Here is a 13083-nt window from a genome sequence, read left to right as displayed (position 1 = left end):
GCTTCAGCAAGTCCTATGCCCGATACTTCAGAATTCTTTTAAAAGTACCATAAAGTATGTAGTTGGCGAAGAACCAGGCACTACGCACGACCGAGAATCCCTCGAACTCCCGATAAACCTGCCACTGCGATTTAAAAACCTTAAGCTTGTTCGACGAGAGAGACTTTGCACCCACCCGATATTCCGCCAATACTCGCGGCACTCCAACAGCAAAATCACAGCGTTTAAGCAATACGAGCCACAAGGCAAAGTCCTGGCGCTTACGGATTTTAGGGAAATAGACTGTCCCAAAATACTCACGATCATAAATCGCTGTTAGACACCCAATGGAATTACTTTTCAAGAGCCCCCAGTATGAAACCCTGGCAGGAGGAAAGAACTGCCCCTTCTTCACACTATTCTCATCGATGACATCATACGCAGTATAAGAAAAAGGAGTACCCATTTCTTTCATGAACTCAAGCTGGACCTTCAATTTATCTTTTGTCCACTTGTCATCAGCATCAAGGAAAGCAATAAATCTACCCTTGGATAGACTAAGACCTCTGTTGCGCGACTCTGCTGCACCCAAATTTTTTTCATTCTTCACATACGAGATACGCGAATCTTGATAACTTCGAATGATCTCCTCAGTCGTATCACTAGAACCATCATCCACAACAATCAGTTCCCAATCCGTATAAGTTTGTGCGATCACAGAATCCACGGACTCACGAATTGTTTTGCCACTATTAAAGGCTGGCATAATCACGGAAACAAGTTTGTTTTCATATGTGGAAATCAGTTCCCTATTCGGACTGTCACTCAGCTGATTTGCATCAACTCCCAAAAGCTCGGATCTTTTTAGAACTGCAAAGAAGGCATAAAGGCATTGGTAATAGAGGGCACTAATCGGTCCTAGACCCAATTTCCTATGTAACTGCCATCGCCAGACGGCACAAAGAATCTTATTATGAGAGCGCGCTCCTTTTACAATTCTATAGCGAGCCAGATTTTCTCTGATCGGGTGCGCCTGGCGTCCATCAGACAGAAAGCGAATCCAGAAAAGAAGATCCTCATGATAAGAAGATTCAAACTTCAGCCCAGCCAATAGATCCCGGCGAATCATCACAGTCAAACAACCGATGCAGTTATTCTTCAGAAGGTCCCCGCCCCCGACTTTGTATTTGGCTATTCGATTAGGGCCAGCACGCTCACCATCTTCATCGATGACGGAAAAGCTCGTATAGGACATCCCCACTTCGGCGCTGTCCATGTACGTAACCTGGTGCTTAAGCTTATCGGTCTCCCAAACATCATCAGAATCAAGAAAAGCGACGTATTTCCCTTTGGCACGACTCAAGCCCAAGTTTCTATTGACGGCGACACCACCTGTTTCTGGCCCCTCAATAAAACGAATACGGTCATCCAAAGCAGCATACTTCTGCGCAATCTGCCTACTTCCGTCCTTTGACTTGGCGTCAACAATAAGCAACAACTCCCAGCTTTGAAAACTCTGATTCAAAACACTTTCAATGGTCTCCGCAAGGAAACGCTCAACATTATAAACCGGCGTGATAATTGAAACCATTGACGAAGCAAGAACCATGATTATGCCTCACTCCCGACAAGTGATTCACCACGGCCAATCGCGTAGTATTTGATACCAGCTTGCTTCATTTCTTTGGGATTAAAGATATTTCGCCCATCGATCAAAATCGGTTGTTTCAACTCAGATTTCAGCCATTCAGCATCAATGGATCTGAACTGCTTCCATTCAGTACAAATTACCAGTGCATCAGCCCCAGTCACAGCCTCTTCACGGCTAGTCACCAAATGCAAATCCTCTCTCTTTCCATAAATCTTTGCAGTTTCTGGCATCGCCTCAGGATCATAAGCTTGAACTTTTGCGCCTGCTGCCCAGAGGGATTCTATCAAATTACGACTTGGGGCTTCACGCATATCATCTGTGTTTGGCTTAAATGCAAGTCCCCACACCGCGATGGTCTTACCCATAAGGTCACTACCTAGGGCTCGCTTTACTTTCTCAAACAAAACATTTTTCTGACGCTTATTCACGGCTTCGACGGCATTCAGAACCGGCATCGGTTGAGAATACTCACTGGCTGTACGAACCAGCGCCTGAACATCCTTAGGAAAACAAGAGCCGCCATATCCACATCCTGGATAAATAAAGTGATACCCAATGCGCGGGTCGGATCCTATACCTAACCGAACCTGCTCAATGTCCACACCCAAGGACTCTGCCAGATTGGCCATTTCATTCATGAAACTGATCTTTGTCGCAAGCATCGCATTTGCGGCATACTTGGTCAGTTCAGCAGCTCGAATATCCATGAACATCATTTTGTCGTGATTACGGTTATAAGGACCATAACATTCACGCATCTTAACCTGAACCTTGTCAGAGTCCGTTCCCACAACAATTCGCGCCGCCTTTGTGAAGTCCTCAATGGCGGCACCTTCCTTCAGAAACTCTGGATTGGAGCAGACATCAAATTCAAAACTCACCCCGCGCTGCTTTAGCTCCAAAGCAATAGCTGCCTTCACTTTTTCAGCAGTCCCTACCGGTACGGTGGACTTATCCACCACCACTTTGTAGCCGTTCATGTAGGCCCCAATAGTCTTGGCCACGTTTAGAACATACTTTAAATCAGCTGAACCATCTTCATTTGGAGGAGTCCCAACTGCGATAAATACGATTTCACCAAACTCAACTCCGACTTTTGCATCGGTCGTAAAATGAAGTCGCTTTTCAGCGTAATTCCTTTTCACCATGGGTTCTAAGCCCGGCTCGTAAATCGGGATGATTCCATTTTTCAAGTTCTCAATCTTTGCACTGTCAACGTCCACACAGGTTACGCTGTGTCCAACGTCCGCCAAACATGCACCGGTTACCAATCCAACATATCCGGATCCAAAAACTGTGATTTTCATATCTAATCTCGCTTACGCACTATGAGTGTGCTTCTTTTTTACCAATACTGAATTTAACAAAGATCAATAGTGCCCAAATAAACACAACAACCATACGTACCTTGGCATGCTCGAAGTTTGATTCTGTCAAACCTCCGAAAGCAAAACCGACCAAAGCCCCAAAGGCCCCTAATGCTAGTGCTTGCTGGGCGGAACTTGCGCTCTTATTCTTATAAATTTTCCAGGACTGTACCACAAAATAGAAGTACACGAATGTGTAGCACAGCAACCCAACAATCCCCGTCCCCGCCAGCATATGCAGGAACTGATTGTGCGCATGCCCTGTAAACTGATCTTCCGGCAGACCTTGCATTGCATAGTATTTGCCAAGCAGGTCATAATTCTGGCCATAACCCGCGCCAAACCAAGGGTGATCTTTGAAAATCATCCAATTGGTCTTCCAAAGAATTATGCGCTCGCTGTCATAGTTATTCTGATAATTGAAGGCAAACATGATGCGATCATGGAACTTCGGCCAGAACATGAAAAGCCCACCGACAAAGACGATGGCCATCCCCAAGACCGCTAATGCCAAACGCCAGCTCAAGGCAATCGCTATAACCAACACACCCGCAAACAGCGCTATCCAAACCCCACGAGTCATGGTCAAGACCAAGGTGATACCCATCACAGCCAATGACAAGAACCACGCATAGAATTCCTTACGATTGTTGGCCCAAAGCTGCTGCCAGCGATATAGGAAAACCCCTGAAAGAACCAAAAAGACGAGACTGTAGGAGTGGGCCGTGGTCATTGGGTTGTTCAAGATCCCACCAACGCGATCTTCCCCCTTCACGGCAGAAACCACCAACGACAAAATAGAAACGAAAACACCAACGCCAAGGACGACCTTTAAAATCTTTTCAAGGTCTAACTTCACATACTGATAAGCCGAAACCATCAGATACAAAATTAAAATCCAACGCATTTCCCCCAAGCGCTTCCAAAGAGGTCCGTCAAAGTGACCATTCAGAACAAATCCCAAAGCAATCACGCCTACCCAAAAAATCCAAAAAGCTTCCAGATTCATTTTACTGAATAGCTTCCATCCTTCTGGACCCTTTTTGCGAATCGCTTGAACCAACAAGGTCAGAACCGTCAATGTCACAAAGATGTCCATACCGGACTGGGTTGTCAGAGTTCCAATCAAGGATAACAACAACAGATAAATCACTAGCGCCCCCGCCCGAACAGAACCACACGAATTGTTTTTAGGAAGATCACCAAGTCCATCAACAGATTGTAGTGCTTGGCATAATAAAGCTCGTACTGCAGCTTCTCGCGCGAGTCATCGACGCTGGCCCCATAAGGATATAGCACCTGCGCCCATCCAGTAAGCCCCGGCTGCATCATGTGACGCAAATTATAGAACGGAATTTCTTTTGCCAGCATTTCATTGAACTCGGGACGCTCTGGACGGGGTCCCACAAAGCTCATGTCCCCTTTAAGGACATTCCAAAGTTGGGGCAGTTCATCAAGGCGGGTCAAACGGATGAACTTACCTACGCGGGTGACACGGGCATCATTCTTCTGCGCCCACTTTGCCCCGTCTTTTTCGGCATCCGAGCGCATGGATCTGAATTTATAGATAGAAAACAACTGCCCGTCTTTGCCCGTGCGGATTTGTTTGTAAATAATCGGCCCTGGGCTTTCAAGCTTCACAAGAAGAGCTGTTAAAAGCATGAACGGCAGTGCAGGAACAAAGATCACAATGGAAAGAATAATATCAAAGATGCGCTTTACCCGAAGCGCCACCGGGTGACTGATTGACTCGAAACCTTCAGAAGAAATAAACCATTCCGGATCCAGGAAATAAACAGGTACCTTCAGCCAGTGCTTTTCATAAAAGCGTCCCAAGTCCATCACTCCGTGACCGGAAAATTTTGCTTTCATCAATAGCTGCAAAACATCCACACCCACTTGGGAAGAGCGCACACCCACAACCACACCGGACCACAGCTTATTAAGCTTTGCATCCAAATCTGCAACAGAGGCCGTGATGGGATTAAAGAATTCAATATTTCCTTGAAATCCCAGTCTGTGACGGTCGCCTTCAAAAAAGACTTTATCTTTTTCATCGATTAGAACCAGCCAACTGAATTTACTGCGAACGGAATCCAACATCCCCAGAACCATCGTTCGATAGAACATCGATCCCACAAAGAATCCAAGGATTGTTCCCAACAAGACGCCACGACCAAACAAACCCGCTCGATCAATCGAGAACAAGTAGTTCACAAGAACGATGATCACAGCAGAAGTCAGCATGGCAGCGAACTGACGGAAGACCACCGCAAACTTTGAAAGCCCCTGATCTAAATCGTAACCACCGAAAATGTACAAAGTTAAAACTGTTACGAGTCCTAAGAACAGCAGTTGTGGTTGGAATAAAATATCTTCAACATTGGCCCCCAAACGAAGATGACTGATGACAATTGCGATCACCGCAAAGAACAGGACATCAATGGCCAAAAGACTCCACTTGTACTTGCTATCCAAAAAAGGACCGAACGACTTCATAAAAGATTAAGCTTCTCAATAAGTTAACTTTAAATGAAAACCCTAGCATTTAGTCTAGTGGTCGTCATGAGGGAAGCTTTCACGGCGCTTTGCGCTATCTACAACCTCAATCGGTTATGGCCTCTTGGGGGCCCCTTCATGGTTCCGGCAACCTTAACAGAATATTCACAGCCACAGCTAACGCGCTTACAAAAATAAACAGAACTTTATTGAAACACTGCGTCCAATTTACAAAACTTGAGTTTATTTGTTTTGCCCACTGACTCCACGATTATTACACAGTTTACATTACGAAATTATTAGACTTTTGGGAGTTCTCGCTTGCGCAGTTCATTCTTGTTTCGATCTTCACTTCTGGCCGCAACTTATAGCCTTTTCTGGTTCGCCCTTTCCTGTTTCGTTTCCGAAGGTAAACACCTTGGGGTTACCCAGATTCTGATCTCACTTCCCGTTTCATTTCTGGTTTTTTTCCTGCTGAACTCTCTCATTTATGGGTTTAGCCATTATCGATGGGGAGGAGTTGCCCGGATTTTCCTAACCGTCCCTTACTTGATCCCACTGCTGCAACTGCAGTATTTTAAGACCTACAAAACGGGTTTAGAGCTGCAGGTCCTTTCGGTTATTATTCGCGAACCTGGCTTTGTTTTAAGTGTCGCCCAGAACGAAATCACCTTGATTCGCTCTCTTCAGTTTTTACTTGTCGCCTTTATCATCGGCGGGATGAATTCGTGGGCGCTTAAAGATGATTCTAAATTGGGTGCGCCTCGTGGCCCTTATTTTTACTTTAGCAAGTGGTACACGTGGCTTTTCTTAGTCGTTATGGTCGTTTTACAGGTCAAATGGTGCTGGGAACACGACAAAAGCCAACTTGGTATTCGACCTTTTTATCCAGTCATTTTGATTCTGCTGGCTTCGTCTGTTCATTTTGTCTTAAGGTCTGAACACTCAAAACTGAAGAAGACCTTCTGTCTGGGAACTTTGACAGCGGCAATCAGTGTTTTGTACGCCTTCAATATCGCCTTCTTCAACCTGAAAGAAAAGATCAACTTAAGTACGTCTTCTTACATTTCATGGTTTGGCGCCTACTTTGTGCAGTCCGAACTTGGAAATATGCAACAGGACGAGGATGCCAGAGAAAAACTTCATCAGCTGGAATCCGCAAAAATGGATTATAACATTCTGCTGATCGTCAACGACTCTCAACGCTGGGATCATCTGGGGATTAACGGCTTTCCAAAGGACACGACTTCTGAGCTTTCATGGCTTTTAAAAAAGTCCTATAACTTCCGCTTCCCGATTGCTCCGGCAAATTTCACGGACACATCACTGCCGGGGATATTTTACGGCATGGGCTCGGATCAAGACCTTAGAAAAATCAAAAAGAGCCTGCTGCTGTGGGATTACTTCTCTAAAGGAGCTGACACATTCTTTTTGTCTGCGGCCAATCTTAGCTGGTCCAAACTAAATCTGATGCTCAATTCCGTCGGACAGAAAGAGCTGTGGTCCTTACCATTGGATTCGGCGACCAACAAAACCCCGCAAGAACAGATTGAAGTACTGGCAGCCCAAAGAGTTCTGGAAAAGATTAAGTCCCAAAAAGGCCCCTGGGTCGGGGTCTGGCATTCTGAAGGCAGTCACTATCCTTACAAGGTTCCCTCTAACCACGAGCACTATGCCCCCTGTGATTTGACTCGCGCGTCAGGTGTAGAGCCCTTTAGAAACTGCTATCTTAACGGCACCCAACATTCTTTCAAACTTTACAGCGACGTTCTAAAACAGATTGATCTGGAAAACACCATTGTCGTGATGACTTCGGATCACGCTGAAGGCATGAACGAACACGGTGTGTGGTTCCATGGTGAAGGATATCACCAAGAAATCGTTAAAGTTCCATTCATTCTTTACCTCCCCGAAAAGATCGAGGCTCGAATTCCACCAGAGGTCTTGGAAAACCTTCAAGCGAACACTCAAAAGGTCATCAGCGTGATGGATCTAACCCCGACCCTTTTGCATTTGCACCAGTATTTGACAGGTCAAAAGCTTTACGATGATTTGTCCGATTATTCGGGCCGAAGCTTGCTGACGCAATGGACGGATCGCGTGATTTATTCCAGCCATTGCTATCCACAATATCGATGCTACAGCCGGGAAATACTCTTGGTTGATGAAAACTATTATGGAATCTACAACCCGGCCAGCGGACTGAAATTGATTTATGACACTTGGGGTGATCCAGAGCAGAAGAATCCTCTGAATCCAAAAGACATCGACCCTGAAAAATTCAAACAATATCTGAAGAACGCTGCTGCGACCCATCCTCTGGCACAGAATATTCTCTCATTTTATACAAACACTCTTGCCGGGGATCCGCCAGAAATGACTTCGGCTGAATAGCCTAGGGGCTTTTGTCCGAGAACAGGCTAGCCCTTCTTATCGGCAGCCCTGAACAGCTTGGGTCGTGGCTGAATTTTGTCCGTAAGATTTCATAACGCATAGCCTCGAAAAAGTAAGCAGGTACCTTTCCGGCTTTTGTGGTAGGACCGATATATGCGCTTTCTTTTGTCATCTTTCGGTTTTCTTTTCCGCATTACTTTGTTGGGCATGCTTTTGCGTGCCTTTGTGGCCTTTTACCTGAATATCTGGCAGTTCACGGAGCTTTCTAAAATCTCGGAAACCTTCGGCGCCTTTTTGTATGGCTGGCATTTTGACTTGGCTATTGGTTCGGTCATTTATCTTTTACTGTATTGGTTGATTCTGCTGTTTAAGCTTTCACCCAAAGCCACGAAACGCTGGAACTTCCTGTTCCTTTGGATCTATATCGTCTTTATCGTGACAGACAGTCTTTATGCCCGCGAAACCGGCCGCCATCTGTCTTACGAGGTCTATTCCCTGTTCACCGTTGAAGGCTCGATGCTGAATCTTTTCGGCCGTTATTGGCTGGCCGTCCTGGTGTCCTTGCTTTCAACTTCGTTCTTGAATCTGTGGCTGGCCCCAACCTACAAACCACAAAGTGGTATCGCGGGTCGCCTTTTTGCCATGCTGATGGTGGCGGTGATCGCAGTGGTGGGGTTCCGTGGATTTGAAGGCATTCCACAAGATGTGTCCTGGGCCTATCGCGCGGGCGGCGGCCCCCAGGGCGCCGTGGTTGCTCTGAACGGAGCCTATGGCATTGTCTGGGCGGCGCTGGGAGGCAAAAAAAGCAGCAAGGAATTCATTCATTCGTCCGACCATCTTAACACTGCGGAAATATATAAAAACTGGCGCACCAAGCGGGGCATTACAGAGCCGATCGGGAAATTTGATGGCAATGTCATCATCGTCTTCCTTGAAAGCTGGTGGGGCACAGACGTTGGCAAGATCGACGCAGACGGCATCGAAGTCCTTCCCTTCTTCAACAAACTTCGCAAAGAATCTTTAAGCACGGAACTGTTCCTGGCTGGTGGCCATCGCACCACCGAAGGGCTTTTTGCCTCTTTGTGCAGCCTTCCCAATCCTTTGGGAAAAAGCATTATGTTTTCAGAAATCGAAAGCAAGGACTTCACCTGCCTGCCTCGCTTGCTGACGGAAAAAGGTTATAGCTCGGCCTTCTTCCAAGGATCGGATCAATTCACCAGTGGGACGGCTTTGCTGGTTTTAAAAAGCGGCTTCCAGTCTTCTTACGGAAAACGGGAAATCCCCAACGTTGAATCGTTGGAACAAAACGCCTGGGGTGTTTTCGATGAAAGTCTTTACAACTTCGTCGACAGCAAGATGAATGAATTGCCAGAACCCATGCTGATTGGTGTGAACACAAACTCCACCCATGATGACCGCTTGCCTGCCAAGGCCGATCGCAATCGCTATAAGACCCCGCACTATTGGGCCGATCATGAATTGCAGGGCTTTTATGAAAAGCTTAAAAAAAGAAAATGGAAAAAAGACTGGGTGTTGGTGCTGGTCGCAGACCACACCACCTATGGCGGAGCCAGTATTTTTGAACACTACGCCATCCCGTTTTTGATCAAGTATCATTCAATCGACAAAAACAAAAAAAGCCCGATCGAACACAAACTTTTGCCAGGAGCCTATTCACAACCTGACATCGCTGCGACCTTGGCAGATCTGACCGGCACCAAGGCACCGGAATTTATCGGACGCTCTTTACTGCGCCCGAAAGACTTCAGTTCTGGCGCAAGCATCTTCCATCTGGGGCAATCCGCATGGTTTGATGGCGACTGGAGTGTTGTTTTCAACATCCGCATCCCGGGTGAAAAGAAATGTTTTAACTGGAAGAACGACATGAGCTTTGCCCATCCTCATCCCTGTCCGCCTGAAGGCGAAAGGATGTATGAAGAGGGCCTCAGCTATATCAAGGAGTCGCAGGAAGAGCTATTCCGGTAGCGGCACGCTCCCTTGCGACGCAGTGCTTCTGCGAAAGTAAGCAGGTACCTTTTCGGAGGGGGCTTTCGTATAATTTGGTATGCCTATGCAAATCGCTGATCTTGAAACAGCATTACAGACCTTTCTAAAAAAGCACCCGAACGTGTCTGTTCTCGGCTATTTTGGCTCCTACGCCAAAGGCCATCCTCGTCCTGATAGCGATGTTGACATCTGCCTTGCCGAAGATCGCCCAATAAACGCCGAAAAGAAGATCGAGTACATCAACGAACTGACTCTTCTATTAAGGAAAGAAGTTGATCTGTTGGATCTGAATACGGCCAATGGAGTGATCTTGAAAGAGTCCCTGCATACAGCAAAATGGGTGCACAAGGAAACGGTCGTTTTTGCTCAAATTATGAAAAGAATGCTTTTTGACCAAGCCGATTTCCAGCCCTACTATCAGCGCATCTTAAAAGCAAAAAGAGAGAGGTTTCTAAAATCATGACCATAGAAGTCCTCCATCAAAAAATTGAATCCCTGAGAAATTGTATCGAACGAATCGAAAGCAAAAAGCCTTTTGCCGCGGATGACCTTCGTAAAGATTTTGATCTTCAGGATATTATTTCTATCAACCTTGAAAGAGCTGTACAGGTTTGTGTGGATTTAGCCTCGCACCTTCTGGCCGAAAGTGGCGGACGTACACCTACTACGATGGCTGAATCCTTCGTACTTCTCGCGGAGGAGAAAAAGATCTCGACGGAGGTTGCACAGGCCTTAGTAAAGTCCGTCGGTCTTCGCAACCTTTTGGTACACGAATACTCAAAAATCGATTGGGATATCGTCGCCAAAGTTGCCAACGACCACTTGGATACCTTCAGAAATTTCGCAAAGGAAATACTGCAACCTTAAAACTAGAGTTCGGCCGTTGTTCTTAGTTACTACTCCGTTTGCTAAAGTTGGGCATGCTCCCGACATGAGATATAAGGAACAACAATATCCAACTTTATGGGTTTTGAACTACATTTAGATCAAAGATCTTTTGCTTCGTAACATTCGAAGAAATGGTACCGACTTTACCGTTCAAACCGTCAGACCCATTCGCTCCGTCAGCACCTTTAGCTCCTTTTTTACCGGCACTTGGAACTTGAGCACAGACTCCGAATGTTTTTCCTGGAGCGCCCCCATTACCGCCTTCGTGACCTGGAGCTCCCAAACCGCCTTTACCACCCTTACCCACTTGTGTTCCCACCTCTAGTGAGAATTCGCTGAAGTCATCGATGGTCACAAGAAGGTTGCCGGTATCGCCGCCATTTTCACCATTTGCACCATTGGCACCGGGAGCACCCTGCGCACCGTCTTGCCCATTGCCTGCGGCACGCACACAGATAAGTTGTGGAGGACTATCGGGTGTCTTTGGGATACGTCTGGTTACTTCATCTGAACCATTGGCACCATCAAGCTTGGAATTTCTTTGACGAGAGATCCCCGTGACCAGTTCGAGATCCACTCCATGAATCCCTTGGCGTCCGTGGAAACCGACCATAGAAACACTAAGGGTACCGACAGCTTTTTTCGCAGCAATGGTTATCGTTGAGTTTCGGAATTCGAATGGTTCATTTCCAATTTTTTGCACCTCTTGTGTACGGATGTGCGAATAGGCAACAAATAAATTATCTTGCTTATGAGCTGAGTCTCTCACATAGAGCTTATTGACAGAGATATTTAGATGGTATCCTCTGGTTACGATATATCCTTCAGGCTGAATGTAGAGCCTATTGGCTTCGATAATACCATCCTCATTCATATATCGAGGAGTCGAAATAATTACATCCAATGGAGATTTTCGAAGGCTCTTATAAACGGAGACTGGCGACCCCAGGGTATCAAATGACGTCAGCTCAATTGAATTTTCTTTTCCGTGCTGAACATCCAGAGTGATGGTGTTGGATCCAATAACAATTTCTTTCGTGTCATTTACCACCACAAACATTTTCGCAATATCCACCGGCCAGGAAATGGTCATCTTATAGAATCCCATTTGCCCTTCACTGAAAGACACCTGAACATTCTCTTCCGTAAGTTGTCCGTTAGATGCGTTCTTAGCTTGTTCTGACTTAATTTGTTCGACAACGTCAACCGTTGGCGGGGCTTCAGCAATCCCTTTTGATTTCTCCCCGTCGTCCTTCTTAAACGCACAGGCTGACAGCACTAGAAAACTACAAAGAACTAAGGATGTATAAAATCTCATAAAGCGTCCTTTATAACCAAAAAAGAGATTAGACCGCATAGTTATAACGGAAGACCTGAAAACCATAAACTGTCAGGATTTTATACAGGTAGAAACTTCACGAATGCTTAGATTTAGAAGCAGGCCATGGTATTTACCAGTCCCTGCTTTCCATAAGACAAAATAAGGCTATCTTGAGTGACCAAGGTGTATCGGTTTTTACGAGCTGTTGCGACTATGAAGCGATCTGCCGGGTCGCCGTGAAAACCTCCGGGAAGCCGACTTGATTCGACTGCTATATCAACGGAAAGCGGCACAACCTCAATTTGCATCTTTGCAACAGCTTGCTCAAGCCAATCCTGACAAGGTTGCGTCAACGCCAAACGCCCTTTAGCCTCAAGCATCGCCACTTCCCAAAGAGAAATGGCAGAGACTGCCAACTGATGCTCACGAAACGCCTTCTCAATCGCTTTTCTCGAGGCAGATTTAGCCATTTTTTCATGCCCTAGGCACACCCAAATCCAAGCATGCGTATCTAACAGGATAGAACTATTTTTCATCCGCATCCCATTTTTCATTCAGAGAACCCACGATATCGCCTTTGATCTCTCCGGTGCCTGCTAAAATGCCAAAGGGACTATCCAGCTCAGAAACATCCGCGTCGGCATCAGCAGGAACGAGCTTCGCAACTGGTTTACCATGTTTGGTAATAGTCACTGCCTGACCGTACTTCTTCACACGGTCCATCAGCATAAGGCATTCTGCTTTAAATTTTCCTGCGGGATATTTTTGAGTCAAAATAGCCTCCAAATAACTATGGTCATTATAGCATGGTCATATTTAATTGAAAAGCATCAGGAAATTCTTAATTGCTTCGTGATATCATATATTTAGAATTCACCATTAACCAGAGCGCCAGAAGGTACGCCGTACCTTCTGGCAACGCATGTTTCTGCGAAAGTGAGCAGGTACCTTATGCAAAACTGGGGTGGCCCCCCTGC

11 protein-coding genes are annotated in these 13083 nt (G+C 46.1%); 4 read left to right on the top strand and 7 right to left on the bottom strand.

The window, feature by feature from the left end; translation table 11 throughout:
- Positions 1–13: 13 nt before the first annotated feature.
- From ACZ5ZZ_RS07160 to ACZ5ZZ_RS07145, 4 genes are read right to left on the bottom strand one after another with little or no spacing between them, the layout of a single operon-like run.
- Positions 14–1588 (bottom strand): glycosyltransferase family 2 protein, encoded by a 1575-nt coding sequence (locus ACZ5ZZ_RS07160; RefSeq protein ID WP_464141965.1) that lies wholly within the window; start codon positions 1586–1588, stop codon positions 14–16.
- A 2-nt stretch (positions 1589–1590) separates the two neighbouring features.
- A complete protein-coding gene (locus ACZ5ZZ_RS07155) occupies positions 1591–2937 on the bottom strand; it encodes a UDP-glucose dehydrogenase family protein (protein WP_464141962.1) in 1347 nt (448 codons plus the stop codon).
- Between the two features lie 19 nt (positions 2938–2956).
- Positions 2957–4150: an O-antigen ligase family protein gene (locus tag ACZ5ZZ_RS07150; protein WP_464141959.1), complete on the bottom strand. Its 1194-nt coding sequence runs from the start codon at positions 4148–4150 to the stop codon at positions 2957–2959.
- Positions 4150–5496: an exopolysaccharide biosynthesis polyprenyl glycosylphosphotransferase gene (locus tag ACZ5ZZ_RS07145; RefSeq protein WP_464134706.1), complete on the bottom strand. Its 1347-nt coding sequence runs from the start codon at positions 5494–5496 to the stop codon at positions 4150–4152. Before ACZ5ZZ_RS07145 ends, ACZ5ZZ_RS07150 begins: the two co-directional genes overlap by 1 nt.
- A gap of 549 nt (positions 5497–6045) precedes the next feature.
- Here ACZ5ZZ_RS07145 and ACZ5ZZ_RS07140 point away from each other — a divergent pair.
- From ACZ5ZZ_RS07140 to hepT, 4 genes are all read left to right on the top strand, one after another.
- A complete protein-coding gene (locus tag ACZ5ZZ_RS07140; RefSeq protein ID WP_464141957.1) occupies positions 6046–7890 on the top strand; it encodes a sulfatase-like hydrolase/transferase in 1845 nt (614 codons plus the stop codon).
- A gap of 153 nt (positions 7891–8043) precedes the next feature.
- The gene (locus ACZ5ZZ_RS07135; protein ID WP_464141955.1) at positions 8044–9876 is read left to right on the top strand and encodes an LTA synthase family protein; all 1833 of its coding nucleotides are present in this window, start codon (positions 8044–8046) and stop codon (positions 9874–9876) included.
- A gap of 79 nt (positions 9877–9955) precedes the next feature.
- The gene (gene mntA, locus ACZ5ZZ_RS07130) at positions 9956–10360 is read left to right on the top strand and encodes a type VII toxin-antitoxin system MntA family adenylyltransferase antitoxin (protein ID WP_464141952.1); all 405 of its coding nucleotides are present in this window, start codon (positions 9956–9958) and stop codon (positions 10358–10360) included.
- Positions 10357–10764 carry a type VII toxin-antitoxin system HepT family RNase toxin gene (hepT, locus tag ACZ5ZZ_RS07125; RefSeq protein WP_464120792.1) on the top strand — a complete coding sequence of 136 codons (408 nt, stop codon included), beginning with the start codon at positions 10357–10359 and terminating at the stop codon, positions 10762–10764. Before mntA ends, hepT begins: the two co-directional genes overlap by 4 nt.
- A gap of 94 nt (positions 10765–10858) precedes the next feature.
- Here hepT and ACZ5ZZ_RS07120 read toward each other — a convergent pair whose 3' ends face one another.
- From ACZ5ZZ_RS07120 to ACZ5ZZ_RS07110, 3 genes are all read right to left on the bottom strand, one after another.
- Positions 10859–12103: a hypothetical protein gene (locus ACZ5ZZ_RS07120; protein ID WP_464141949.1), complete on the bottom strand. Its 1245-nt coding sequence runs from the start codon at positions 12101–12103 to the stop codon at positions 10859–10861.
- 113 nt (positions 12104–12216) lie between these two features.
- Positions 12217–12642 (bottom strand): type II toxin-antitoxin system VapC family toxin, encoded by a 426-nt coding sequence (locus tag ACZ5ZZ_RS07115; protein WP_464141946.1) that lies wholly within the window; start codon positions 12640–12642, stop codon positions 12217–12219.
- Positions 12632–12880, bottom strand: a complete 249-nt coding sequence (locus ACZ5ZZ_RS07110; protein WP_464120789.1) for a type II toxin-antitoxin system Phd/YefM family antitoxin — start codon at positions 12878–12880, stop codon at positions 12632–12634. Before ACZ5ZZ_RS07110 ends, ACZ5ZZ_RS07115 begins: the two co-directional genes overlap by 11 nt.
- Positions 12881–13083: the final 203 nt, after the last annotated feature.

It is taken from the genome of Bdellovibrio sp. HM001 (assembly GCF_055397275.1).
The sequence above is the reverse complement of the archived record's forward strand: the minus strand, read 5'-3'. Positions and strand labels throughout refer to the sequence as shown.

What these genes read in the sequence shown, in the direction of transcription:
- ACZ5ZZ_RS07160 (WP_464141965.1), bottom strand. Translation starts at nt 1,588, where the DNA reads ATGGTTCTTGCTTCGTCAATGGTTTCAATTATCACGCCGGTTTATAAT.
- ACZ5ZZ_RS07155 (WP_464141962.1), bottom strand. Translation starts at nt 2,937, where the DNA reads ATGAAAATCACAGTTTTTGGATCCGGATATGTTGGATTGGTAACCGGT.
- ACZ5ZZ_RS07145 (WP_464134706.1), bottom strand. Translation starts at nt 5,496, where the DNA reads ATGAAGTCGTTCGGTCCTTTTTTGGATAGCAAGTACAAGTGGAGTCTT.
- ACZ5ZZ_RS07135 (WP_464141955.1), top strand. Translation starts at nt 8,044, where the DNA reads ATGCGCTTTCTTTTGTCATCTTTCGGTTTTCTTTTCCGCATTACTTTG.
- mntA (WP_464141952.1), top strand. Translation starts at nt 9,956, where the DNA reads ATGCCTATGCAAATCGCTGATCTTGAAACAGCATTACAGACCTTTCTA.
- hepT (WP_464120792.1), top strand. Translation starts at nt 10,357, where the DNA reads ATGACCATAGAAGTCCTCCATCAAAAAATTGAATCCCTGAGAAATTGT.
- ACZ5ZZ_RS07120 (WP_464141949.1), bottom strand. Translation starts at nt 12,103, where the DNA reads ATGAGATTTTATACATCCTTAGTTCTTTGTAGTTTTCTAGTGCTGTCA.
- ACZ5ZZ_RS07115 (WP_464141946.1), bottom strand. Translation starts at nt 12,642, where the DNA reads ATGAAAAATAGTTCTATCCTGTTAGATACGCATGCTTGGATTTGGGTG.